The 25,600-nt window shown below is 63.8% G+C and carries 20 protein-coding genes and 1 pseudogene; 18 read left to right on the top strand and 3 right to left on the bottom strand.

Going from position 1 to position 25,600, the window contains the following annotated elements; all coding sequences use genetic code 11:
- The first annotated feature begins 96 nt into the window (after positions 1 to 96).
- A complete protein-coding gene (locus tag BMZ21_RS22230; protein ID WP_167561714.1) occupies positions 97 to 2,889 on the top strand; it encodes an ATP-binding protein in 2,793 nt (930 codons plus the stop codon).
- A 294-nt stretch (positions 2,890 to 3,183) separates the two neighbouring features.
- On the opposite strand, the gene BMZ21_RS22225 is transcribed toward BMZ21_RS22230, so the two are convergent.
- Positions 3,184 to 5,214 carry a putative bifunctional diguanylate cyclase/phosphodiesterase gene (locus BMZ21_RS22225; RefSeq protein WP_143079759.1) on the bottom strand — a complete coding sequence of 677 codons (2,031 nt, stop codon included), beginning with the start codon at positions 5,212 to 5,214 and terminating at the stop codon, positions 3,184 to 3,186.
- 379 nt (positions 5,215 to 5,593) lie between these two features.
- Positions 5,594 to 6,286, bottom strand: a complete 693-nt coding sequence (locus BMZ21_RS22220) for a winged helix-turn-helix transcriptional regulator (protein WP_091839743.1) — start codon at positions 6,284 to 6,286, stop codon at positions 5,594 to 5,596.
- 133 nt (positions 6,287 to 6,419) lie between these two features.
- On the opposite strand from BMZ21_RS22220, the gene BMZ21_RS22215 reads away from it, so the two are divergent.
- From BMZ21_RS22215 to BMZ21_RS31085, 11 genes and pseudogenes are all read left to right on the top strand, one after another.
- Positions 6,420 to 7,592 carry an acyl-CoA dehydrogenase family protein gene (locus tag BMZ21_RS22215; protein WP_091840196.1) on the top strand — a complete coding sequence of 391 codons (1,173 nt, stop codon included), beginning with the start codon at positions 6,420 to 6,422 and terminating at the stop codon, positions 7,590 to 7,592.
- A gap of 397 nt (positions 7,593 to 7,989) precedes the next feature.
- A complete protein-coding gene (locus BMZ21_RS22210) occupies positions 7,990 to 10,848 on the top strand; it encodes an ATP-binding protein (RefSeq protein ID WP_091839739.1) in 2,859 nt (952 codons plus the stop codon).
- A gap of 157 nt (positions 10,849 to 11,005) precedes the next feature.
- Entirely contained in the window at positions 11,006 to 12,298 is a 1,293-nt protein-coding gene (locus BMZ21_RS22205) for an epoxide hydrolase family protein (protein WP_091839735.1), read from the top strand.
- A gap of 209 nt (positions 12,299 to 12,507) precedes the next feature.
- On the top strand, positions 12,508 to 12,921 hold the full coding sequence (locus tag BMZ21_RS22200; RefSeq protein WP_091839732.1) for a cupin domain-containing protein: 414 nt from the start codon (positions 12,508 to 12,510) through the stop codon (positions 12,919 to 12,921).
- Positions 12,922 to 12,964: 43 nt separating this feature from the next.
- Positions 12,965 to 13,639 (top strand): VOC family protein, encoded by a 675-nt coding sequence (locus BMZ21_RS22195; protein ID WP_091839729.1) that lies wholly within the window; start codon positions 12,965 to 12,967, stop codon positions 13,637 to 13,639.
- A gap of 87 nt (positions 13,640 to 13,726) precedes the next feature.
- Positions 13,727 to 14,317 (top strand): NADPH-dependent FMN reductase, encoded by a 591-nt coding sequence (locus BMZ21_RS22190; protein ID WP_091839725.1) that lies wholly within the window; start codon positions 13,727 to 13,729, stop codon positions 14,315 to 14,317.
- A 169-nt stretch (positions 14,318 to 14,486) separates the two neighbouring features.
- Positions 14,487 to 15,599, top strand: a complete 1,113-nt coding sequence (locus BMZ21_RS22185; RefSeq protein WP_091839721.1) for a redoxin domain-containing protein — start codon at positions 14,487 to 14,489, stop codon at positions 15,597 to 15,599.
- 135 nt (positions 15,600 to 15,734) lie between these two features.
- Complete coding sequence (locus BMZ21_RS22180; RefSeq protein WP_091839718.1) at positions 15,735 to 16,544, top strand: SDR family NAD(P)-dependent oxidoreductase; 810 nt, start codon at positions 15,735 to 15,737, stop codon at positions 16,542 to 16,544.
- Positions 16,545 to 16,572: 28 nt separating this feature from the next.
- The gene (locus BMZ21_RS22175) at positions 16,573 to 17,619 is read left to right on the top strand and encodes an alpha/beta fold hydrolase (RefSeq protein ID WP_091839714.1); all 1,047 of its coding nucleotides are present in this window, start codon (positions 16,573 to 16,575) and stop codon (positions 17,617 to 17,619) included.
- 21 nt (positions 17,620 to 17,640) lie between these two features.
- Positions 17,641 to 18,063, top strand: a complete 423-nt coding sequence (locus BMZ21_RS22170; protein WP_091839709.1) for an Ohr family peroxiredoxin — start codon at positions 17,641 to 17,643, stop codon at positions 18,061 to 18,063.
- 10 nt (positions 18,064 to 18,073) lie between these two features.
- Positions 18,074 to 18,172 (top strand): annotated as a pseudogene (locus tag BMZ21_RS31085) (integrase); the annotation flags it as partial.
- A 147-nt stretch (positions 18,173 to 18,319) separates the two neighbouring features.
- On the opposite strand, the gene BMZ21_RS22160 reads toward BMZ21_RS31085, so the two are convergent.
- Positions 18,320 to 19,345 carry a LacI family DNA-binding transcriptional regulator gene (locus tag BMZ21_RS22160; protein ID WP_280141489.1) on the bottom strand — a complete coding sequence of 342 codons (1,026 nt, stop codon included), beginning with the start codon at positions 19,343 to 19,345 and terminating at the stop codon, positions 18,320 to 18,322.
- 178 nt (positions 19,346 to 19,523) lie between these two features.
- On the opposite strand from BMZ21_RS22160, the gene BMZ21_RS22155 reads away from it, so the two are divergent.
- The 6 genes from BMZ21_RS22155 to hpsN all read left to right on the top strand — a co-directional run bounded on the left by BMZ21_RS22155 (position 19,524) and on the right by hpsN (position 25,599).
- Complete coding sequence (locus tag BMZ21_RS22155; RefSeq protein WP_244543961.1) at positions 19,524 to 20,273, top strand: ABC transporter permease; 750 nt, start codon at positions 19,524 to 19,526, stop codon at positions 20,271 to 20,273.
- Between the two features lie 4 nt (positions 20,274 to 20,277).
- Positions 20,278 to 21,066, top strand: coding sequence for an ABC transporter permease (locus BMZ21_RS22150; protein ID WP_091839696.1), 789 nt, complete (start codon positions 20,278 to 20,280; stop codon positions 21,064 to 21,066).
- A 13-nt stretch (positions 21,067 to 21,079) separates the two neighbouring features.
- Positions 21,080 to 21,877, top strand: coding sequence for an ABC transporter ATP-binding protein (locus tag BMZ21_RS22145; RefSeq protein ID WP_091839692.1), 798 nt, complete (start codon positions 21,080 to 21,082; stop codon positions 21,875 to 21,877).
- On the top strand, positions 21,867 to 23,123 hold the full coding sequence (locus tag BMZ21_RS22140) for a DegT/DnrJ/EryC1/StrS family aminotransferase (RefSeq protein WP_091839689.1): 1,257 nt from the start codon (positions 21,867 to 21,869) through the stop codon (positions 23,121 to 23,123). The genes BMZ21_RS22145 and BMZ21_RS22140 overlap by 11 nt, the downstream gene beginning before the upstream one ends.
- A gap of 31 nt (positions 23,124 to 23,154) precedes the next feature.
- Complete coding sequence (locus BMZ21_RS22135; protein ID WP_091839685.1) at positions 23,155 to 24,204, top strand: ABC transporter substrate-binding protein; 1,050 nt, start codon at positions 23,155 to 23,157, stop codon at positions 24,202 to 24,204.
- An 81-nt stretch (positions 24,205 to 24,285) separates the two neighbouring features.
- A complete protein-coding gene (gene hpsN / locus BMZ21_RS22130; protein ID WP_091839681.1) occupies positions 24,286 to 25,599 on the top strand; it encodes a sulfopropanediol 3-dehydrogenase in 1,314 nt (437 codons plus the stop codon).
- Position 25,600 lies beyond the last annotated feature (1 nt).

Raw genomic sequence — 25,600 nt, 5'->3', positions numbered from 1 at the left:
CACGGGGCGATCGCAGACATGCCGGCTGATCCTCCAAACCCAGACCATCGCGCCTACCGATTTGGACCATTTCGCCTTCTACCGAAGCGTCAACTCATGCTGCGTGACGGAGCGCCCGTCCGGATAGGCGGTAGAGCGCTCGACATCCTCACCATGCTCGTCGGCCGGTCCGGAGAGATCGTCGGCAAGAAGGAGCTCATCGATTACTGCTGGCCGGACACTTTCGTTCATGAGGACAATCTCAAGGTCAACATCGCGTCGCTGCGCCGGACGCTCGCTTCCGACTCCGGTGAAACCTACATCGCGACCGTGGCCGGCCGCGGCTATCGTTTCGTTGCCCCCGTCGAAGTCGATGACGACCAAACCCTAGCCGTCCAGCAGGCCGATACAAAGTCGAGAACGCTTCCAAGCCGTTCCCTTACGCTGGGCAGAGACCAGGAGATATCGCGCATCGCGTCGATGCTGGCCGAGGCGCGCTGCGTTTCCATCATTGGCCCGGGCGGCGTGGGAAAGACGACGGTCGCTATCGCGGTCGCGCATCAAGAACTGCCGAAACATGCAGATGGGGTTTACTTTATCGATTTGACCTGCGTTGGCGATCCGCAATACGCGATTGCCGCGATAGCAGCGAGCGTATCGGCAAGGCAGCGCTCGGAAGATCTTCTTTCGGATATCATCGAAGCCCTGCACGGCAAAAGTGTTCTTCTCGTCATCGACAATTGCGAGCACCTTCTGTCGACCATCGCGGCGATCGCCGACCGCCTCCTGAACAAAGTTCCAACCATCAGAATCCTGGCGACCAGTCGCGAGCCTTTCCGGATCGGTTCGGAGCGGATCTATCGATTGCCGACGCTGGATGTGCCGGCGACAGGTATCGTCAAAACAGCGAAGCAAGCTTTGACCTTCGCTTCGGTGCAGTTGTTCGTCGCCCGGGCGCAGGAACGTGGGACCTATGTTCTGAGCGATGGGGATGCGCCGCTGGTGTCGGCGATTTGCCAACGTCTGGACGGCATCGCTCTCGCCATCGAACTGGCGGCCAGCAAGACGGCGACCTTCGGAGTGCCGACACTGCTGACCATGATCGAGCAGCGATTCCTGTTGCTCAGCAACGATGTCCGCGCCGCCCCGTTGCGCCAACAGACGCTTCTGGCGACACTCGACTGGAGTTACCGACTGCTATCGGAGGACGAGGCTTCGCTCCTCAGATTCCTGTCGGTGTTTGCTGGCGCGTTCAGAATCCACGACGTGGTCGCCATGTCCAAGGCCGCCGGCCTCGATACGTCACGGACAGTGGATGCACTGGAGCGCCTGACGCAGAAGTCGATGCTCAGCGCCGAATACCAGGATGGGACGTTCAGCTATCGGCTTCTGGAGAGCACACGTGCCTATGCCCTGGAAAGGCAGATGGATGCTGGCGAACGCCACAGAGCTCTTCTGCACCACGCTCGGCACATTCTCGATCTTTATGAAAGGGCTGCGGAAGAGCGTGCATTGCGTGCGAAGTCGGATTGGATGGCCGAATACGCCAGCCGCATCGATGATCTGAGAAACGCGCTCGCTTGGGCTTTCGGACCCGCCGACGATCGCGTCCTCGGTATCAGGCTGACGGTCGCGGCGATCCCGCTTTGGATGGAGATGTCATCCGTCAGCGAAATGCTGTCGAGGATCGAGCGCGCCTTGTCAGTGGTTCATGACTTGACCGACTGCCCCGCCGATCTCGTCATGAAGCTAGTCGCCGCTCGCGCATCGGGGATGAGCTTTGCCCAGCACTTGGCTCCTGCGATCGAGGGGGTCTGGGAGGAATGCTATCTGCTCGGTGTGAAGACGAAGAATGCCGAGTACCAGCTCCACGGTCTCTGGGGCTTGGCTGCATATTTGATCTATGTCGGCAGACCACTGGAGGCCGTCGACAAGCTCTGCCAGTTCATGGCTATCGCCGAAGCGGAATCCGATTGGCCGGCCCTTGCGGAGGGGAACCGCATGATGGGAATGGCCGAAATCTACATTGGAAAGATCTCAAGCGCGCGTCAGAGGCTCGAGAAGCTCGCGGCCACCCAACACCGTTCCAGGGAGCCGGTCCGCCTGACTCGCTTCCAGGCGGAGCGCGACGCCCATGTCAAATGCTCACTCGCGATCGCCTTCTGGATTTCGGGGGAACCGGACCGCGCAATGCATGTCGCTCAAGCTGCGGTCGAGCGCGCCGAGGCAACAGGGCATGTCGTCTCGCAATCGAATGTGCTTGCCGTGTGCGCAATCCCCATTTCGCTCTGGACCGACGATCTCGAAAGTGCCGCGAAGTTTCTCGCTATGCTCGAGGAGAATGGCCGGCATCAGGACATCGGCATCTGGCGAGAGGTGTGCCGCTTCTTCAGAAGCGCCTTGCGCGCAAAACGGAGAGAGGCCGGCGCAGCCACTGAAATGAAGGCGCGGCTTGAAGACTTGATCGCCGCACGGAACCTTCTGCGTGCTCCGATGCATTACAGCATGGTCGCGGAAGCCCTACTCGGAGCGGGCGCCATCGACGAGGCGAAAGAGGCCATCGAGGAAGCCGGCCGGCTAGCGCAGGCACAGACCGCAAACTGGTGCGTGCCGGAGATATTGCGGATAAGCGGCCTGATCGCGTTCGCCACCGGCGGCCCGGATGAAGCGGAAAGATTGTTGAGACTGGCCATCGACAAGGCCCTGGAGATCGGTGCGCTGACGCTCGAGCTTCGCGCCGCGGCGATCCTTTCGGAGTTTCTCGAAGACGATCATCGTTGTACAGAGGCGGCCGACTTGCTGGCGGCGAGCTGTGCGAAGTTCAGCGAGACGACCGACTACGCTCAGCTTGCAACGGCGCGTGCCCGTCTCCAGCACCTCCTGCACAGCGAGAGAGTGGCCTGCATCTGAGCTATTGCTTGTATGGCTCTCAGGCGGCGCGGATCTGCAAGCGAAGCAAAAGCCACTTGGGTCCTTTGAACAGATCCCGCGTCGGCATGTGTCGCGTCGGCATGGCGCAGGTCATATATTGGCGACCCGGACGCACGTCCGCTTTCGGGCAACCAGCCAATGTCCGCAAATGGCGCAAGTTTAGCCTGCGGCTAATTATGGCGCGCACAATCGGTGATTTGGAGCCGGGCGGATGGCGAATAACGGTAAACTTGCAATACCCTTTCACGTTTCCCTGGCTTCCTACCTCCGGCCTCAAAGCTCTGGCTTGCCTGTTGCGAACCAACTCTGAATGGTCTTCGGCACCTTCTCCCCGCGCAGCGGCTTCCCATAAAAATAGCCCTGAGCAGAATCGCACCCTGCTTCTCGCAGACGTGCGGCCTGTTGGGAACTTTCTACCCCTTCCGCGGTCGTATGCATTCCCATAGCGTGACCAAGGCTTACGATGGCGGCGACAATTGCAGCATCGCTGTCGTCGCTGATCAGGTTCCGCACGAAACTCTGGTCGATCTTGATGTGGTCCACGGGGAACTGCTTCAGATGGAGAAGCGACGCAAAGCCCGTACCGAAATCATCCAATGCGATGGAGACGCCGGCCTCGTGCAACTTGTTCAGGATGGAGGACGCCGTCGCGGTTCTGCGCCCGAGGAAAGCTGTTTCCGTCACTTCGACTTCAAAGTGCGCCGAGGCGACACGTGTATCCTCCAGTATGCGGATAATCCTGTCGGCGAGTCTCGGGTCGGAAATCTCGGCGGAAGACAGATTGACGGCCACGCGACCGCATTCGAGACCCTGATTCAGCCATGATCGAACATCGGCCGCGACCTGGCGGATCATCTGTTCGCCCAGAGCAATCGAAATGGCCTGCTCGGCGAACATCGAGCCAAAATAGTCAGGCGTGAGGAGCCCTTTGGTCGGGTGGTTCCAACGCGCGAGGGCCTCGAAGCCGACGATCCGGCCTGTCACCAACGACACTTTCGGTTGGTAATAGGGAACGAACTGCTGTGCTGCGAGCCCTTCGCGGGCGTCGTGTGCGATGGTGACGCGACGCTCCATCGTCTCGCGAGCGGCACTGGTATAAGCAACCGCTTGGCTGCGCCCCTGCTCCTTCGCGCGATAGAGCGCGATGTCGGCGTCCTTCATCAGCTCGACTGGATCGCGGTGATGCTCAGGGAAGGTTGCCAGCCCGATGCTGACCGTTGTGGAAAGAGCTCGTCCTTCGTGCTGGAAGGGAGCACAGAGACCATCTACGATTTTCGTAGCAACGGCAGTTGCTTCACTTCCCGCTGAAATATTGGCGAGTATGATGGCAAACTCGTCGCCTCCCAGGCGTGCCACGGTATCGCCTTCTCCGACAAAGCTTTTGAGCCGAAGGGCCGCCTCCTGGAGGAGGAGGTCTCCAACCGCATGGCCGAGCGTGTCATTGACGTCCTTGAAGTCGTCGAGGTCCAGCAGTAACAACCCCACGCTGGCCCCAGAGATTCCGGCATCTATCAGCGCCTCGTTGAGGCGTGCCTGGAAGAGCGCCCGGTTCGCCAGGCCCGTTAGAGGGTCGTGATTGGCGGTGCGCCAGATGGCTTCTTCGGCCGCTTTCCGATCTGCGATGTCGAAGGTCAGTCCGATGAGTCGATTATCGTCCTTTCGCTCGGCCCTGAGAGCGAGCCACGTTTGCGAGCCGTCAGGAGAAAGGTAGCGCACTTCGGCCGCGCCACTGCCATTCGACCTGACAGTGCTCCAGAAGGCGGTCACTATTTCTCGGTCGTCGGGATGGACCCTGTTGATGAAATCACCTGCAGGTCCCGAGGAAATGCCGAGCAGCACCATGGAATTTTCGGAGCGATCGACCCACTGCGTCTCGAGATCCAGCTCCCAGGCAGCCATCTTGCTCGCCTGCAAAGCCAGCCGCAGGCGCTCCTCGCTCACCCGGATCGCGTTCTCGGCCGCTTTTCGTACAGTTATGTCAGTAAAAGTGCGCACCATTCCGCCATTGGGGAGGCGGTTGGTTCGAACTTCCAGCACCGTGCCGTCTGGTCTCTGCCTATCGTAGTCCAGGATTTCTACGTGTATCCCTTCATATTTGATGGCCCGAAGGAGATTTTCTGTGACAGTGCCAAATTCACCTTGTTCCATCTGCCATCTCTTCACCGTCTCGAAAGATGGATTGGAACGCATCAGGTCGGGTGGCAGGCCAAGCAGATCGATCGCGCGCTGATTGCAGACGGCCACATAGCCGTTTGCATCGACCATCAGAATTCCTTGTTCCACATGCTCCAGGACAGCGTTCAATAGAGCACTATCCACGGGGAAAGATCGAGTGATGCACTGAGTGGTCAAGCGTCGGCCTCTCGCCCAGCTAACGGTCGATCAATGTATGGCGGCGCGCTTTCGAAATGCTGAAAGATCGAGATCGATTTGCCCGATATCCTGTGTTCAACGATGGCTTGGACAACCTTCATTTACCCAGCTGCCCGAAACCGCCGTTTAGCTTTCCTCCAGATCTGGCAACTCTTCCGGCTAGGTTATAAAGACACGTTCGAGATCGATCGCTTCCGATCGGGCCGCGACCGCGTTCAGGAGGTCTGCTTCTGGGAGAGAGCTAGAGTCCGCTACTGGCGCCAGAAGCAGCCTTCCTTTCACCAAACCTCGCGCATGATCGTCGCGTCCGTCACTGCACCCGACGCGGTTCGAAGGCAAAGGCGCTGAGCCCGAGCCATTGTTGCATGGAGCAAGCCAGCGCCTGATCGCCGTCAATCTCCAATTGACCGGTGTCGGACTCTTTCTTGATCGTCGTCAGTCCCATCCAGATCGCCGTCATCGTGCGCAGGGAACTCGTGACCAGCAGATCGAGCTGATGGCCGGGATCGAAATTGCAAAGATCGACCGCACCGTCGGCCACCACCAGCCACCACCGCTTTTGTGACCCCGGAAGTTCGGGATACAGAAACTGTATCGTGCAGCGATGGCCCGGTAGGAGCTTGACGTTGAGACTCCGGCGCATGTCCCACATCAGCAATGAAGGGTCGAGGTTCTTGAGCGAAAGCCGCGATTCCATCCAGTGCTGCGCCCAGTTGCCGAGGCCCATGATCAACGATCTCAGTTCCTCGCCCGCCTCGGAAAGGTGATATTCAACCGAACCCTTCGTCTTGCGCGATACGGTAATGACCCCGGCCTGCTGCAATTCCTTGAGCCGTTTCGAGAGCAACGCAGGCGACATCTTCGGCAAGCCGCGCCGTAGATCATTGAATCGGGTGCTGCCGCAGAGCAGTTCCCGCACGACCAGCGTCGTCCATCGACTGCACAATATCTCCGAGGCCATCGACACCGGGCAAAACTGGCCATAGCCACCGCGATTGTTCATGGCGAACCCCGTTTTTCTTTTGGCGAATGGTACCAGATCGGGGTCACACGGAAAACGCCAGCAGTTCAGTTGCTGAACTGGAAGCTCGGAACCTCAGCGGTGATCCTTCTGCCTCGCAGGAATGGAGGACACCATGTCGACGATCACTGCTTCGAAAGCCTTGGCCCCGTCATTCGTCGGAGGCACTGCCTCTCCCGCCAGTGTCGTGGAAACGGCGCGCCATCTTGCGCCGCAACTCGCCGCGCGTGCCGCCGAGATCGACCAGAATGACCGTTTCGTCAGCGAGAACTATTCCTTGATGAAGGAGGCGGGCCTCGTTGAGGCAGGCGTCCCGCGGGAACTCGGCGGCGGCGGCGCCGAGATATCCGAGCTCGCCGAGATGCTGCGCGTGCTCGCAAGGGCGTGCGGTTCCACGGCGCTGGCGTTTTCCATGCACACCCATCAGGTCGCCATCCCCGCTTGGCGTTGGCGGTACCAGAAGATCGCTGCTGTGGAGCCCCTGCTGAAACGGGTCGCCGCGGAGAGAATCATTTTGTTGTCGTCCGGCGGCTCGGACTGGATCGGCGGGTCGGGCAAGGCTGAGAAGGACGGCGAAGGCTACCGTATCACCGCCCGGAAAGTGTTCACCTCCGGCGCCGAAGCCGGCGATATCCTCATGACCGGAGCGATCCATGAAGGAGAAGACGGGAACCGGTCGGTCATCCACTTCGGTGCGCCGATGAAGTCCTCGGCGGTGCGCATTGAGAACACCTGGCGCACGCTGGGCATGCGTGGCACCGCGTCGAACGACGTCGTGATCGAGAATCTCTTTATTCCCGCCGCGAATGTCGCGTTTTCGCGCAAGGCTGGCGAGTGGCACCCGGTTTTCGAGACAATTGCGACCATCGCTTTCCCTCTGATCTATGCAGTCTACCTCGGAGTAGCCGAGAGCGCCCGCGACATCGCTATCGAGATCGCGAAGAAGAAGCAGGCATCCGACCCGTCGCTGGCCGGACGCATGGACACCGAACTGCGTACCGCGCAGCTCGCACACCGTTGGATGCTGGAAATCGTGGCGCGTAACGCGCCCTGTGCCGATACGGTCAACGAGGTCATGATCGGGCGCACCCTGGTTGCCCGTCACGCGATAGCAACAGTCGATTTGGCGATGGAGCTGGCAGGCGGCGCGTCGTTCTACCGGGCGACGGGACTGGAGCGGCGCTTCCGCGACATCCAAGGTGCGCGTTTTCACCCGCTCCAGGCCAGCCCACAGGCACGCTATGCCGGCGCGATGGCGCTAGGCCTGCCGACGGGTTCGATTTTCTGACAGGCCGATATGGGCCGGAGGAAGAAGCAGCATCTCAAGCTTCCTTCGGCCCTGTGGCTCGTTCGAACGCGCTCAGCGCGGCGTTTAAGGGCTCTCCAAACCTGTCGCCGCGCACTGGCAGGGTGGCGTGCTGAGCCTCTCAAGCAGCGCCGAGCAGTGGAAATCCGGTTGACGCCGAGGACTGCCGCACCGACGTCCGCTTGTGGGCCTCAATCCAATGTCCGCCGATGGCGCATCTCGCCGAAACCAGCGTTCGACGCTTCTCGGAGCATTGAGCCCGCCAAATTCATCGTAGACCGGGTTGCATAAGATCCACGCTGTGGCGCGGTTGAGTGGCACATGAGCAGCTTCTCGGGTACCGTGTCGGCAGTATCCAACCAGTTAGAGCCACAGGCTGATGAACGGCGGATCAGACCTGACCAACGGTCGGCGGACGTTCGGGCCGTTTATCCTGACGGCGAATGAACGATTGCTGACGCGGCACGGCGTGCCGATCGAACTCGGCGCCCGAGCGCTCGATCTTCTGATAGTCCTGACGTCCAAGCCGAACCAGGTTCTCGGCAAGCGCGAACTACTGGCACGTGTCTGGCCGGACGTCACCGTGGAAGAAGGCAGCCTGCGCTTTCACATGGCGGGCCTGCGCAAGGCGCTCGGAGATGGTCAGGATGGCGCCCGCTATATTACGACACTGGCGGGCCAAGGCTACTGCTTCGTTGCGCCGGTGCATGACGAGGGCGCCAAGGTCGCTTCGCCGCTACTGACGACGGGGGCGCAGCACGCCAACCTGCCTGTTCGCCTCAGCCGCATGATCGGCCGGGACCGGGATGTCGAGACTATTGCGGCAGAACTCACCCAGTCGCGTTTCGTGACCATCCTCGGGCCCGGTGGTGTCGGCAAGACGACGGTTGCGGTCGCTGTCGCTCATGTCCTCAAGGAGGCTTTCGGCGGCGCGACGGTCTTCGTCGATCTGGCGATGTTGACCGACGCAAACCTCGTCGCCACGGCGCTCTCGTCGATGCTGGGCCAACCGGTGCAATCCCAAGATGCTACGTCCGCCCTCGTCTCCTTCCTTGGCCCACAGCGCATTCTGCTGGTCCTCGATACGTGCGAACATCTGCTCGACACGGTGGCGTCGCTCGCGGCGGCTATCCTCGACGGCGCGCCAGGTGTGCACATCCTCGCTACCAGCCGCGAGGCGATCCGCATCGAGGACGAACGGGTCTACCGGATGGATGCGCTTGCCTGCCCGCCGGACGATTCCGAACTGACCGCAGAGACGCTCCAGCACTATCCAGCCACGCGCCTCTTCATCGAGCGTGCGACGGCCAGCGGAGCCAAGCTCGATCTCGACGATGAGAGCGCGTCGCTCGTGGCGGCGATCTGCCGCAAACTCGACGGTCTTGCGCTCGCGATCGAACTCGCAGCCCGCCGTATCGAGTCGCACGGCCTGCAGCAGACGGCCTCCCTGCTCAATGAGAGCCTGACGCGGCTATGGTTGGGCTCGCGGACGGCGCCGCCGCGCCACAAGACACTTCAGGCGACGCTGGACTGGAGCTATGGCCTCCTTTCCGAGGTCGAGCGTTCGGTCCTGTGTCGCCTCGCTGTGTTCGTTGGCAACTTCACGCTCGACGCTGCCCTCGATGTCGCCACCAGCGCCGAGATCGACCGGGCGTCGGTGTTCAACGCCATCGACAGTCTCGTCGCCAAGTCCGTTCTCGCGGTTCGCCCGACGGGGGCCATGACCCGCTACCGCCTGCTGGATACGACCCGCGCCTATGCCTTGGACATCCCCCTGGACAGGGCGGAGAAGGCGGCCATTTCGAGGCGTCATGCTGGCTACTATCGCCGCTGGTTGCAACAGACCGAGGAGGAGTGGAGGTCCCTCACGACCGGTGCCGAACGGCAGCCCTATTTTGCCGGTCTCAACAACGCCCGGCTCGCTCTGGAATGGTGCTTTGGCGAGGACGGGGACGTGCCGGGAGGCATCGCGCTTGCTGCTGCGGCGACGCCGGTTTTCCTCGCCATGTCGCTGCTGCCGGAGTGCCAGCGTTGGTCGCAGCGTGCTATCCAAGCGCTGGACGCGACCAGCGGCGGCGGTCTGGAGGAGATGCAACTTCAGGCCCATCTGGGCCTGTCGCTCATGTATACGAGCGGACATGGCGAGGCCCCGCGCGCCGCACTGGAGCGTGCCGTCTGGATCGCGGCCGCCAACGGCGACCGGCTCAGCGAGGCGCGCCTGCTCGGCCCGCTCTTCTTCTATCATTTCCGCTGCGGCGATATTCGGATGTGCATGCAGCACGCGCGCCGAAGCGTGGACATCGCCGAAACGCTCGGCGAACCCGGTGCCAGCGCGCTGTCCTTCACGCTGATGGGGATTTGCCTCACCGTCACGGGAGAGGTCGGGGCCGGCCTGGAGAAGCTCGATCGCGCAATTGCCGACGCACCCGCCACGGTCGATGGCTGGTCGATCCATTTCGGCTTCGACGCCTATCGCTGGAATCGCCTGGCGCACATCATGGCGCTTAGTCTGGGCGGACGGACTAAGGCGATGCGCGAAGCCGTCGATGGCGCGTTTCGCGATGCGATCGCAAAGGATCACCCGATGTCCCTCGCCACGACGATCAATTCGACGGCGGCTTTGCTGTTAGTCGGAGCGGTTGAAGCAGCGGAGAGCCATCTCAATTGGTTCGTGTCGCGTGCCGAACTGAACTCGTTGCAACCATACCTGGACCTGGGGCGCGCATTCCGAGCTGAGCTGGCGATTGGGCGCGGCGACCTGAACTACGGCGTCACCGAGTTAACGACCCAATTAGGTAGGCTCGATGCGGCCCGCTTCCGCCTGTTCACCGTCCGGCTGAGATGCGCGCTCGCGCGAGGACTTTTACAGAGCTGCCGGGCCGGAGAGGCTCTCGCGGTTATCGATGAGACGCTTCGGCAGATCGAGACGAGCGGGCAGCGTAGCTTCTTACCGGAAGCCATGCGCATCAAGGGCAACATTCTCCTGAGCGAGCAACAGGACTTCGCAGAAGGCGAGCGGTGCTTGAACGCGGCGCTTGAACTGAGCCGCTCCCAAGGCTCGGGCGTCTGGGAGTTGCGCGCAGCCACGGACCTAGCAGGGCATTGGGCGACGCAGCATCGCCTCGGCGATGCCCGTCATCTCCTGAGGCCTGTCGTCCTGTCCTTCGCGGACGAAGAAGAAATGCCTGATCTGAAGGCCGCGCGCGAGCTGCTGGTGTCGTTGGAGAACCGCCCCTGACCGATTGATCGCGCCTGACCGTCGCCTGTCGGTAACGGCAGTCCTGCGCCCGCTAACGCCCGCTCACCGAGCCTCATAACGCATAACGGGTCCCTGCTTCCGGATGGGCGTACGTCTCGATCAACCGAGATGGCGCCCCGAACTGAAGGAGGATCTGATGAACACCAGCAACGCGATCGACGACGGCCGCCGGCGATTCCTGGGCACAGTAGTCAAGGGTCTTGTTTTCGCCGGCACTGCCAGCCTGATTCCGATCGGGCCCGCTGCGGCACGGGCCGACGGCGTCATCCGCCCCTTCCGCGTCTCAGTCCCGGAGGAACAGCTCGTTGATCTGCGGAAGCGTATCGCCGCGACCCGCTGGCCGGACCGCGAGACGGTCGATGATGGGTCGCAGGGCCCACAGCTCGGCGCCTTCCGCGAAATCATGCATCACTGGGCGACGGACTACGACTGGCGCAAGGTCGAAGCGCGCCTGAACGCATACCCGATGTTCATCACCGAGATCGACGGCGTCGACATCCATTTCATTCATGTCCGATCCGGCCACCCCAACGCGCTGCCGCTCATCGTGACGCATGGCTGGCCCGGCTCGATCATTGAGCAATTGCGGATCATCGATCCCCTCACCAACCCGACCGCCCATGGCGGGAGCGCAGCGGACGCCTTCGATCTGGTGATTCCGTCGATTCCGGGCTTCGGTTTTTCCGGCAAACCGCGGGACCGGGGCTGGAACCCCGAGCGCATCGGCCGTGCTTGGGCCGAACTCATGAAGCGACTGGGATACGACCATTACGTCGCCCAGGGCGGCGATTGGGGCTCACCCATCTCCAGCGCGATGGCACGACAGGCGCCTGCGGGCCTGCTCGGGGTTCATGTCAACCTGCCGGCGACGGTCCCGCCAGAGGTTGCGAAAGTGCTTGCGGCCGGGGGGGCGCCTCCCGACGATCTCTCCGACGAGGAGCGCGCGGCGTTCGTCTCGATCGACATCTTTTTCAAGAAGTATAGGGCCTACGGCGTGCTCATGGGCACCCGGCCACAGACGATCGGCTATTCGCTTTCTGATTCACCGGTCGGGCTCGCCGCCTGGATCCTGGACTACAACAACGGCGAGCCTGCCCGCCTGTTGAGCCGCAATGACGTGCTCGACGATATCACGCTCTACTGGCTGACCAATACCGGACCCTCCTCGGCCCGGCTATATTGGGAGACTGCCGGCCAGAGCGTCATTCTCTCCGCCGCGCAGAAAACCCACGAGATTTCCCTGCCCGTGGCGATCACGGTGTTTCCCGGCGAGGTCTATCGCGCCCCGCAAACCTGGGCACGGCGTGCCTATCGCAACCTCGCCTACTTCAATGTGGTCGACCGCGGGGGCCATTTCGCGGCCTGGGAACAGCCCGCGCTCTTCACACGCGAGCTCCGCGCGGCGTTTCGGCCACTCCGGCGAGTCTGAACGGCGCTTGTTTTGAGCCATCGACATGGAGGCGCGGGGGAAACCCGCGGTCACGGCGGCTGTCCCTGAAGGCGTCGCTCATGGATGAGCAGCGCAAAGAACGGATCATAACAACGCCTCACGCCAACTAACACACCAGTCTGACCGCGGAACCTTATCTTCTTTATTGCCGCTAACGGCGCACAGCATCGAAAGCAAAGGACAAGCTCATGAAACAATACCGTAATACGCTCGCAGCAGCCATCGTGGTCGTCGCAGCCGGGCTCTCCCTGTCGCCGGGCCAGGCGCAGGATGTTAGCCTTGGCGATATCAAGCGCACCGATCTGCTGCGCCAGGATCTTAGCGCACCAGGGCGTGAGGTCATCCAAGTGCTCGTTGAGTTCGGGCCTGGCGTTGTCGCCGCCCGGCACTTCCACCACGGCGAGGAGCTCGTCTTCGTGACGGAAGGCTCGCTCGAATACCAGCTCGAAGGCAGGCCGCCGGTCGTCGTCAAGGCGGGCGAGGTGCTGTTCATTCCGCACGGCAAGCCTCACGCCGTGCGGAATGTTGGCACAGGCAAGGCGGCCGAACTGGCCACCTACATCGTCGAGAAGGGCAAGCCGCTGCTCGTGCTCAGCGAATGACCGCGCTTTTTCCGGCGAACCCCACAACCCTCAGGAGCTAACCATGACGACCACACAGCAGCAGCGCACCAGACCGAGCGTCTCCAACGATATGAAGCTTGAAGTCATCGTCATTCCGGTCGCGGATGTCGAGCGCTCAAAGACCTTCTACGGCGATTTGGGCTGGAGGTTCGACGCCGAAATCACGGCGCCGGATGGTTTTCAGGTCGTTCAGTTCACCCCGCCCGGTTCAGGCGCCTCGGTCATCTTCGGCCGAAACGTCACCCCGGCCGCGCCGGGCGCGGCGCAGGGTCTCTACCTCGTCGTCTCCGACATCGAGGCCGCTCGTCAGGAACTGATCGACCGTGGCGTCGCCGTCAGCGAGATCTTTCACCACGAAGGCGACGTTCACACCGGCAACGACGAGCCGTTCCTCTTCGGACGGCGGCGCGTTTCGGGGCCGGACCCCAAGCGGCGGACCTACAGTTCATATGCCTCCTTTAACGATCCGGACGACAACGGCTGGCTGCTGCAGGAGGTCACCACACGCTTGCCCGGGAGGATCGACGCAACTGTGACGACCTTCGCCTCGGTATCAGACCTCGCGGCTTCATTCCGCCGGGCCGAAGCGGCCCACGGTGAGCATGAGAAGCGCACCGGCGAACGGGATGCGGACTGGCCGGATTGGTATGCGCGGTACATGGTGGCCGAACAATCGGGGCTGGAACTCCCGCGATGACGACGACCGCCGGGCACGGGCTTCAACATGCCTCTGCTCCGGCGCATCCACCTCTCCCTGCCAGGTCCAGCATGAGGTCGAACAGCAATGGCAAATCGCATCCTCGTCTTCTACGGCTCCTATCGGTCTGACCGGGCCGGTATCCGTCTGGTGAAGTTTGTTCTCGATCGGCTGGGGCGTCGCGGCGACCATGCCGAGCTGATCGACGCAAAGGCGATCGACCTGCCGATCCTCGACCGGATGTACAAGGAATATCCGAAAGGTCAGGCGCCGGTTGCGCTGGAGACATTGGCCGGGAAAATCCGTGAGGCCGATGGCTTCGTCTTCGTGACCGGCGAGTATAACTGGGGCGTCCAGCCTGGCCTGAAGAACCTTACCGATCATTTCCTCGAAGAGTGGTTCTGGCGACCGGCCGCGATCGTCAGCTATTCGGCGGGCCGATTGTCGGGCGTGCGGGCCGCGACGGCGTGGCACGGCACCCTGTCCGAGATGGGCATGGTGGTCATATCGAGCACGATCGCCGTCGGGCCCATAGGGCAGACTCTGACCGCCGATGGCGAGCCGACAGGCGCACCTGGACAGGCGCTGGAGCAGGCCTTTCCACGATTTGCCGACGATCTCTCGTGGTGGGTGGAAGCGGCGCAGGCGCAGCGCATGCGCAAGGCTCCGCCCTACTAACGGATCCGCAGCGGAACGACACGCGGTCGACAGGGCCATCCTTGGTCCTGGCTCGCCCGGTGGTTCGGGCGTCGCGCGCCCGACGACCGCCGCGGCGACGCTTGTCCTTTTGCGCCTCAAAGGCCGCGCCGAGGTGTGGCGGCCAACTCGTTCAAAAGAAAGACATATCATGAACAGAAGAGCATTTCTGACCGGTGCGGTTGCAGCCACGGCCATTGGCGGACCAATCGCCGGCGCGCTGAGCGGCGTCGGCGGTGTCATACCTGAAATCGCGCGCAATTTGGGGCCGCTCTTCCCCGGCGCCGCCTCGGCCCAGGCGACCACTCAGGGCCGGCTCGCCTCGCTCGGTCTGGCAGGCGCGTGGCTGAACTCCCCGCCGCTCAACGCGGACGCTCTGCGCGGCAAGGTGGTGCTCGTCAATTTCTGGACCTACAGCTGCATCAACTGGCGCCGGCAACTGCCGTTCATCCGGGCATGGCAGAGCAGGTACAGGGATGACGGCCTCGTCGTGATCGGTGTCCACTCCCCCGAATTCGCGTTCGAGCGCGATATCGGCAACATCCGCCGGGCCGCGCGCGACATGGAGATCGACTACCCGATCGCAGTCGACAACGACCATTCCGTCTGGCGCGCTTTTGGCAACAATGCTTGGCCGGCGATTTACCTGATCGACGCGCAAGGCATGCTTCGCCACCGCTTTCTCGGCGAAGGCGCATACGATCAGTCCGAAGCGGTCATTCGGGACCTACTGCGCGAGGCCGGGGCCACGGTCGGTGAGGACAAGGCGTTGGTGAAGGCGGCAGGCCAGGAGGTCGCTGCTGACTGGATCAACATCAGGTCGCCCGAGGCCTATCTCGGCTTCGCCCTCAGCGTGAGCTTCACTTCTCCAGGAGGGATCGTGCGCGACAGCGCGCACCTCTATCGCCCGCCCGCAAGCCTGCGGCTCAACCAATGGGCGCTCGCCGGCGACTGGACTGTGCGCAGCGACGCGGCGGTGCTCAATCTGCCGGGCGGACGCCTTCTGAACCGTTTCCATGCGCGTGACCTTCATTTGGTGATGGGGATGTCCACCCCCGGCGCAGGCGTCAGGTTCCGTGTGCTCGTCGATGGCAAGCCGCCAGGAGACGCGCACGGGCTTGATGTGGACCGCGACGGCTACGGCGTCGTCGACGGGCCGCGCATGTACACGCTCGTCCGGCAAACGGGACGGGTCGCCGAGCGTCAAATCGACGTCGAATTCCTTGGCGCGGGCGTGGGCGTCTTCGCCTTCACGTTCGGCTGAACCGGCCGCCGCCAGCGACTAACGACGCATCACAACGCCTAACGGGCGCATATCCACCTTGGCGCATAGCGTCTGAACATCCGGAAGCCGGCAACAGCCGAGCGTTCTGCAGCGGAATGCAAAGGAGTACCGATCATGTCCATCACTTCCAAAGGTCTTGCCGTCGTGACGGGGGCATCGGCGGGCATAGGCGCAGTCTACGGGGATCGCCTCGCCGGCCGCGGTTACGACCTGCTCCTTGTCGCCCGAAATGCGGACCGGCTCGCTGCGACGGCAAGCCGTATTGCCCAGGCGACCGGGCGTGCAGTCGAGACCCTCACCGCAGACCTAAACGACAGGCACGATCTCAGCCGGGTCGAGGCAGTCCTCGCCACCGATCCCAGGATCACGATGCTGATCAACAATGCCGGAATCGGCGCGCTGCAGCCACTCCTGCAATCGGACATCGACGCCATGGAGGCGATGATCGAACTCAACGCCACAGCGCTGACACGGCTGACTTATGCCGTCGCCCCGGCTCTTGTCGCCCGTGGCGGCGGCACGATCGTCAACATCGCCTCTGTGGTGGCGATCGCGCCTGAGATCCTGAACGGCGTTTACGGCGGCACGAAAGCATTCGTTCTCGCCTTCAGCCAATCGCTTCACCAGGAACTGGCCCCGAAGAACGTGCGCGTCCAGGTCGTTCTCCCGGGGGCGACGGCGACGAACTTCTGGGGCGCCGCCGGCGGTGCAGTCGAGCAGCTGCCTGAAAACATCGTCATGCAGGTCGACGACACCGTCGATGCGGCGCTGGCCGGCCTCGACCAGGGCGAGCTGGTTACCATTCCCTCGCTTGCCCGTGCGGAGGACTGGCAAGCCTATGAGGATGCCCGGCGCACGCTTATGCCCAACCTCTCGCTCAGTTCCGTCCCGGAGCGCTATCGTCCGTCCACGGCGGCAGCCTGAACTCGTCTCACGCCGTAAGGAGCGCCCCATGACCAACGAAACCGTTGCCGGCGTGATCCATCGGGGTCGCAGGCTGTTCCTCGGCGGCGCTGCCGCCGCTGCGGCTCTGTCCGCCACGATAGTCACGAGCAGAACAGACGTCGCTCTTGCCTCCGGTGCGGGGCAGGTGGCGGACAGGCCGTTCGGACCGCTCAGTTCTGTCGCGGCCGGTGTCCTGCAGGTGGCCTACGTTGAGGCGGGCCCATCACATGGCGAACCGGTCATCCTGCTCCACGGCTGGCCGTATGACATTCACAGCTTCGCGGATGTCGTGCCGCGCCTGGCGTCCGCAGGGTACCGCGTAATCGTCCCCTACCTGCGCGGTTTCGGTGACACACGCTTTCTCGCCACCGAGACGGTCCGCAATGCCCAGCCGTCCGCTCTTGCGGTCGACGTCATCAGCCTCATGGACAGTCTGAACATCAAGAAAGCCATCATCGGTGGCTTCGATTGGGGGGCCCGAACAGCAGACATCGTCGCCGCTTTGTGGCCGGAGCGGGTAACGGCGCTGGTCGCAGTGAGCGGCTACCTGATTGGCAGCCAAGAGGCGGGACGGATGCCGCTGCCGCCGACGGCCGAACTGGAGTGGTGGTACCAGTTCTATTTCGCAACGGACCGCGGCCGGCTTGGCTACGAAAGGAACCGGACAGAGTTCAACAGGCTCATCTGGCAGCTTGCCTCGCCCAAGTGGAACTTCGACGACGCGACTTTCGCCCGTAGCGCAGGCGCCTTCGACAACCCCGACCACGTGGACATCGTGGTCCATAATTATCGCTGGCGTCTGGGGCTGGCGGAGGGAGAACCGCGTTTCGCGGAGCTTGAAAAGCATCTCGCCACGTTCCCGGTGATCACAGTTCCGACGATCACACTGGAAAGCGACGCGAACGGTGCGCCGCATCCTGATCCACGATCCTATGCGGCAAAGTTCGTCGGCAAGTACCAGCACCGGCATGTGCGAGGTGGGATCGGCCACAATCTGCCTCAAGAGGCACCGGAGGCGTTCGCTGATGCGATCCTCGATGTCGCGCGACTTTGATCTAACTGAGCCGAGACAGCTATGAGCGAGCCATTACAGGTCGTGTCGGTCGCAAGGACGCGGACGCGGGGCGGTCGTGAGTTTGGCATCTCGCGCAGTCTCGACGGCTGCCTAGACGTCAGGCTCGCACTGCCGGGCTCAGGTCGCATCGGCACCACGCCGGAGCAGCTACTCGCGGCCGCATGGTCTGCCTGTTTCGAGACGGGGATCTTTAACGCGGCGCGTCGAGCGCGCATAAAGCTCCCTGCGGCGTTCGCAATTGACGCGGAGATAACGCTGGCAACCTGCGATGAGAGCCACGAACTCAGCGCCCGCTTCATCGTTAGTATTCCCGGTATGGCGCGTGACTTGGCCTTTCAACTGATCGATGAGGGCCACCAGACCTGCCCGTACGCTGTAGCCACGCGAGGCAATATCACCGTCACTGTCGAGCTCGCCGAGTAGTCCACTGCGACGGCTCCTCTTGGGCCATTCGAAGCTCGAAAGCACAGTGCGATACCTTGGCGTTGAGGTCGATGACGCCTTGATCCTCTCTGAGCAGACCGATCTTTGAAAGCCAGACAGCGCGGCGGTGACCGTCGCGCCGTCACTCGCGTCAACAACGGTTCCGAACTGCCAGATGCGAAATGCGGAACGTCCGTTTCACGGTGCGGCACCCACGTCCCTCTCGGCGCCATTCGAGTCCCAGCGGCATTCAAGCCTATGATCCGGTGAGCCGCTGAGATGACCTGCGGACCACAAGTTCGACGGGCAGGACCCTCTCCCTGTCGACCGTCTGATGCGCGATCATGGCCATCAGGGTCTGCGCTGCGAGATTGCCGATCCGACCGGTAGGGACATGAACGGTCGTAAGCCCCGGCGAGACGTGCGCCGACATGTCCAATCCATCGATTCCCACCACGCTAAGGTCGTCTGGCACCGCCATGCTGCGTGCATGCGCCTCTTCGAGGCAGCCGATGGCGAACAGGTCGATGCCTCCGATCAGCGCGGTCGGCGGAGCATCCAGTCCCAGGAGCATTGCGCAGCCGGCTCTTCCGCCAGCGAGGGTGAGCGCCTGTTCGACGACCAGGGACTCGGGGAGCGACAACCCGGCGGCAACCAGCGCCTTTCGTGCGCCGTCGAGCCGCGCCCTCTGGCGATCGTTGAACTGGAGATGTCCGACGATCATGCCGATCCTGCGATGGCCGAGCCCAATCAGGTGCTCGGCCGCCAAACGCCCGGCCAGGGCGTTGTCGATGGTGACGGCCGTGAAATGTCCGTCCCCGCACCATGTCAGCACGACGGGCAGGCTGGACGCCTTCAACAGAGCGGTGGTTTCCGGGGCCCGCTCGGCACCGACCAGCATCAACCCGTCGACGCCGCGCCCGAGCAGGGCACGGACAGCCTGCGTTTCGGCGGCGGGGCTGGCCTCGTGCGAGGCGACCAGCAGCAGATAGCCCGACTGCGCCAATGTGGCCTGCATCGCCTGGAGTGCGCGCGCGAAGATGGCGCTGTCCAGCGTGGGGACGATCGCGCCGATCGTCATCGAACGGCCGGAAGCGAGCGCACGAGCCGCTCCGTCGGGCAGGTAGCCGAGGCGCAGGGCGCTCGCCCTGACCCTGGCCAGCGTCTCCGGCGACAGCAGGTCGGGCTGGGCGATGGCTCGCGACACGGTCGCTGGCGACACGCCGGCGTCCCTCGCCACATCGCTCAGCTTAACGCGCCCTCCGCCCACCACCGACCTCATGAAATTTCTTTCATCCGCTCTAGCCGGGATTGCGGGCCATTTGCAACCTACCATGCCACTATGGCCTTGAATACGAGCCATTGACACGCTGCAGATGATCTGAAACGTTTGTTGAAAGCGCTTTCATAATGAATGCGCGCCAGGGAACGCCATGATCGGACGACGGATATGGGTCGGCTTGGGCTCGGTAGCGGCTGTGCTGCTGCTGTGGTTCGGCCTGACCACGGCGACGGGCTTCGTCTCGCCCGGCCGCTTCCCGTCGCCTGCGGATTTCTGGCTGTCGCTGAACCAGATCGCCACGCGCGGCTATGCCGGCGGCGGGCTCGCGGCCCATGCTCTCCAGAGCGTCAAGCTCGTCGTAATGGGTTTCGTCGTGGCGATCGCAACCGGCGTGCCGCTCGGCCTCTGGATGGGATGGGACCGGCGGGCCGAAGCGGCGATCAACCCGATCTTTCTGATCATCCGACCGATTCCGCCACTGGCGTGGATTCCATTGGCGATCCTCTGGCTCGGCCTTGGCGATGGCGCAAAGATCATGGTGATCTGGTTTGCCGCCTTCGTGCCCTCGGTCATCAATTCCTTCGCCGGCGTGCGCAACATCGACCGGCCGATCATCGAGGCCGCGCAGATGCTGGGGACGCCGCGCTGGCGGCTGATCACGGAGGTGATCGCGCCGGCCGCCGCCCCGATGATCTTTACTGGCTTGCGCCTGTCGCTGCAGGCGTCCTGGACCACGCTGGTCGCGGCCGAACTGGTCGGCGCGCTGGCTGGCATCGGCTTTGTGCTGAACATGGCCCAGCAGGACATCTATCCCGGCATGATCCTGGTCGGGATGGTGACTGTCGGCGTGCTCGGCTGGGCCACAACATATGTGCTGGGCCTGGTGGAGCGCCGCGCGCTCGCCTGGAACGTGGCAGGCAGGGATTGAGCCGATGCAGCCGATCCCCCTGCGCATGAGCGAGAAATGGGCCTGGGGCGCGCTGGGTCTTTTCGGCTTCATCGGACTTTGGGCGGCGTTGTCTGCCTTCGGCATCGTGCCGCGCCAGTTCCTGCCCTCGCCGCTCGACGTGCTGGCGCGCTTCGTCCATCTGCTGACCAACCCCTTCGCCGGGGCGACGCTGCCGCAGCATCTCGCCTCGAGCTTTCAGCGCTACGCCTATGGCGTGCTGCTCGCCGCCTTCATCGGCGTACCGCTCGGCCTGCTGATGGGCTGGTTCCGCTGGCTCGACGATGTCGTCACGCCGCTCTTCGACGGGCTACGCTTCATCGCGCCGATCGCCTGGGTGCCGTTCGCGGCGCTGTGGTTCGGAGTCGGCATAGGCGGTCCGATCCTGATCATCTTCGCGGGCGCCTTTCCGCCCTGCCTGATCAACGCCTATCGCGGCGCCCGCTTCGTCGAGCCGCGCTTGATCGAGGCCGCGCGCATGCTCGGCACCGGGCATCTGCGCATGATCCTCGAGATTCTGCTGCCGGCCGCGACGCCCTCGATCGTCTCGGGCCTGCGCGTCTCGGCGGGGCTCGGCTGGCAGTCTCTGGTCGGGGCGGAACTGATCGTGGCTGCGGCTGGGGTCGGATTCATGATGGTGCAGGCGCAGGCCAATGTCGCCACGCCGACGGTCATGGCCGGCATGGCCGCGATCGGTCTCGTCGGCATGGCGATCGACGTGATGCTGCGGCAGGGCGAGGCCTGGCTTCGCCGCCGGCGCGGTCTCCAGGTTTAAAGGGGCGAAGACGATGGGATCGATCCGTTTCGACAAGGTCGACAAGGTCTTCGGCCCCGCCTCGGGAGGTGTGAAGGCGCTCGACGACATCAATCTCGAGATAGGCGACAAGGAGTTCGTCGCGATCGTCGGGCCCTCCGGCTGCGGCAAGACCACCTGCCTGCGCATGGTCGCCGGCTTCGAGCCGCCCAGCGCCGGCATCGTGAGCGTCAACGGCAAGGCCGTGACCGAGCCCGGGCCCGATCGCGCCGTGGTGTTCCAGCAATTCGCGCTGTTTCCGTGGAAGTCGGTGCGGGAGAACATCGAGCTGGGCCTGCGCAACAAGAACCTGCCGAAGGCGGAACGCGACGGACTGGTCGCGGGCGCACTCAGGCTGATGAACCTCGAAAGCCATGCCGATGCTTTCCCGCATCAGCTTTCGGGCGGCATGCAGCAGCGCGTCGCCATCGCCCGAGCCTATGTGCTCGATCCCGAAGTGCTGCTGATGGACGAGCCATTCGGGGCGCTCGACGCGCAGACCCGCGTCGTCATGCAGGAGGAATTGGTGCGGCTGGCACGGGTCAATCCGCGCACCGTGCTGTTCATCACCCATGCCGTCGAGGAGGCGGTTTATCTCGCCGATCGGGTGGCGGTCATGACGCGCAGACCGGGCCGCATCAAGGAGGTGCTTGACATCCGCTCGGTGCGGCAGGCGGAGAGCTGGGACCGGCATGAGCGCATCGAGGACGTAATGGATCTCGAATCCTTCGTGCATCTGCGCACCCAGATCTGGAAGTCGCTGCGCGAGGAGAAGGGAGCCCATGGCGTCTGAACTCGCCCTCCCGCCGCGCCTGACGCGCGACCTGACCGAGCCGGAGCCGATCCCGGAGGCCGGCATCGCGCGTGCGATCGAACTGATGCGCTCGGGCCGGCTCTTCCGCTATGGCGAGATGGGGGCGGACCAGAACGACGTCGCCCTGCTGGAGCAGGAGTTCGCCACCTTCGTCGGGCGGCGCTACTGCGTGGCGGTGAACTCGGGCGGCGCGGCCCTCTGCCTGGCGCTCAAGGTGCTGGATGTGCGTCCAGGCGACCCAGTCCTTGTCAACGGCTTCACGCTCGCCCCGGTGCCGGGCGCGATCGTCCATGCCGGCGCGAAGCCCGTGCTCGTCGAAATCGGAGCAGACTACGTCATCGATTGCGACGATCTGCGGGCCAAGGTGGAGGCGTCGGGCGCGCGCGTTCTGCTGCTCTCGCACATGCGCGGCCATATCGCAGACATGGATGCGGTCTCGGCGGCCTGCGACGAGCTCGGGCTTATCCTGATCGAGGATTGCGCCCATGCGCTCTGCGCCACATGGGACGGCCGCGCGATCGGGACCTTCGGTGCGGCGGCTGCCTTCAGCGCCCAGACTTACAAGCACCTCAATGCCGGCGAAGGCGGCTTCCTCGTGCTGGACGACCCCGATCGCGCCGCGCGCGCCATCCTGTATTCCGGCAGCTATATGCTGCATGGGCAGCATCTCAATAGGCCGTCTCCGGTCGAGATGGCCCGCTGGGAAGAGCAGACGCCGAATTTCAGCATGCGCATGACCGCGTTGGCGGCGGCCCTGCTGCGTCCGCAGCTGTCCGATCTGCCGCGCCGGGCGCGGCGCTGGAACGCGATTCACGACCGCATCGCGGCCGGCATAGCCCGCTCACAGCATCTGCGGCTGCCGCAGCGGCCGGACAAGGCGCGCTACTCGGCCACATCGGTCCAGTTCTCGTTGTTCGGTTTCGACGAGCCGGAGATCCGGGCGTTCCTGGAAAGCTGCGCCGGGCGCGGACTGCCGGTGAAATGGTTTGGGGCGGGCCGCCAGCATGGCTTCACCAGCGCGCCGCGGCACTGGCGCTACGCCGGCCCCCAAGGCGCGATGGACCAGACCCATGCCGTCCTCGCAGGCCTTTGCGATATCCGCACACCGCTCTCGCTGACCGATCAGGACTGCGACCTCGTCGCGGCGATTGTGCGCGAGGCGATCGAGACCGTGGTGTCCGCACGCGCGGAGACAGGGGAAACCGGGCGAGCCGCGACAGGTTGAGGCCGGATCAACGACAACAGGGAGAGCGAAGATGAAACGCATCATTGCAGGACTGGGTATCGCGGCGACGCTCGCCTTTGGCGCACCCGGCGCGGCGCGGGCTCAGACCGCCATCGGCGTCAGCTATCAGCCCTCGCTCTATTGGGCTCTGCCCTTCCACTACGCGACGGTGAAGGGCTGGTGGAAGGATGTCGGCCTGACGCCGAATTTCTCGACCTTCCCGGCCGGCGCGCCGCAGATCGCCGCTTCGGCCGCGAAGTCCTGGGATGTCGGCGGCACCGGCTCGGTTCCAGCGGTGCTCGGCGCGGTGCGCTTCAACATCCTGACGATCGGCCTGACCAACGACGAATCCAAGGCCAACGCCATTATGGTGCGCGGCGACAAGTTCGACGCGATCAAGGCCGATCCGAAGCTGCTCAAGGGCCAGAAGCTGCTGCTGACCACCAACTCCACGGTGGACTACTCGGCCCGCAAATGCCTGGCCAAATTCGGCCTGGCGCAGAACGACATGCAGTTCGTGAATCTCGGCCAGGCCCAGATCATCACCGCGATCACCTCCAACAATGGCGACGTCGCGGGCGTCTGGGCGCCCAACACCTACACGCTTGAGGACCGCGCCAACGCGAAATATCTCTGCTCCGGCGCGGATGCCGGCGCGGTGGTGCCGGGTGCGCTGATCGTGCGCGGCGATTTCGCCAAGGAACGGCCGGACGATGTCGCGAAGTTCCTGGCCGTGTTCCTGCGCGGCTGGTCCTGGGCCAAGGCCAATCCGGCCGAGGCGCGCACGCTGGCGCTCGACTTCTACAAGCAGGGCGGTCTCGAGGTCACGGCCCGCGCCATGGACCAGGAGTTCGATCTGCGCCCGACCTTCGGGCTCGACGAGCAGCTCAAGCTGATGGCGCGCGGCGCCGGCGCCTCGACCGTCGACGGCTGGTTCGCCGAGATCGGCAAGTTCATCACCGATGTCGGCACGATCCCGGCGAATCCGGACGCCAAGAGCTACCTCACCGACGACTTCCTCAAGCGCGTCGCGGCCGATCCCAAGCTCAAGGCCTTCGCGACCGAGTTCGACAAGAAGTGACCTGACACAGCGACACGGCGAGCAGCGGCGGCCTCCGGGCCGCCGCCGTATCCCTCAATCTGATTTCAAGCGGACAGCGCCATGGCCATCACGCATCTGAAAACCGCCACCAAGACGCCCGAAACCGAAACCGACGCGGCGCGCGAGGTGGTCACCGCCATGCTGGCCGCGATCGAGACCAGCGGCGAGCAGGCCGTGCGCGACTATGCGCGCAAGCTCGACAAATGGGACGGTGACATCGTGATGGACAAGGCGGCCATCGCCGCGCGCATCAGCGACATCCCCCAAAGCGTCAAGGACGACATCAGCTTCGCGGCGGGACAGGTCCGGCGCTTCGCGCAGGCGCAGCGCGAATCGTGCCGGGATTTCTCGATCGAGATATCGCCGGGCCTGCATCTCGGCCAGAAGCTCGTGCCGGTGAACACCGCCGGATGCTATGTGCCAACCGGCCGCTATGCCCATATCGCCTCGGCCTATATGTCTGTCGCGACCGCCAAGGCCGCCGGTGTGAAAACCGTCGTCGCCTGCTCGGCGCCCTTTCGCGGCCAGGGCATCCATCCCCATGTGCTTTACGCGATGACGGTGGCGGGAGCCGACATCATCATGTGCCTGGGCGGCGTTCAGGCCATCGCCGCCATGACGTACGGCCTGTTCACCGGCCAGCCGGCCGACATCATCGTCGGGCCCGGCAACAAATTCGTCGCCGAGGCCAAGCGCATGCTGTTCGGCAAGGTCGGGATCGATGTCTTCGCCGGCCCCTCCGAGGTCGCGGTCCTCGCCGACGAGACCGCCGACCCGCTGATCGTCGCGACCGATCTCGTCGGGCAGGCCGAGCATGGCCACGAAAGCCCGGCCTGGCTGATCACCAGTTCGCGCCGCATGGCCGACGAGGTTGCCCGGCTGATGCCGGAACTGATCGCGACCCTGCCGCCAACAGCGCGCGATGCGGCCGGAGCCGCCTGGCGCGACTATGGCGAGATCGTCCAGTGCGACACGCGCGAGGAAATGGTGGCCGTCTCAGATCGCTATGCCTGCGAGCATCTGGAGGTGCATTGCAGCGACCTCGACTGGTGGCATGACAATCTGAGCAATTACGGCTCGCTCTTCCTCGGCGAGGAAACCAATGTCGCCTTCGGTGACAAGGTCTCGGGCCCCAACCACATCCTTCCGACCAAGTTCGCGGCCCGTTACTCGGCCGGGCTGTCGGTGCACAAATTCCTGAAGCCCCTGACCTGGCAACGCATGGACCGCGACGCGTGCCAGCGCATCGCTCCCGTCTCGGCCCGAATCTCGAGGCTGGAGGGCATGGAGGCCCATGCCCGCACCAGCGACGCGCGCATGGCCAAATATGCTCCAGGCTCCAATGTCGACCTCGGCACGCCGGTCGAGGTCTGAG

The sequence above is a fragment of the Allobosea lupini genome (genome assembly GCF_900109525.1).
Lineage (GTDB): Bacteria > Pseudomonadota > Alphaproteobacteria > Rhizobiales > Beijerinckiaceae > Allobosea > Allobosea lupini.
This window is presented reverse-complemented; position numbering and strand designations above follow the sequence as displayed.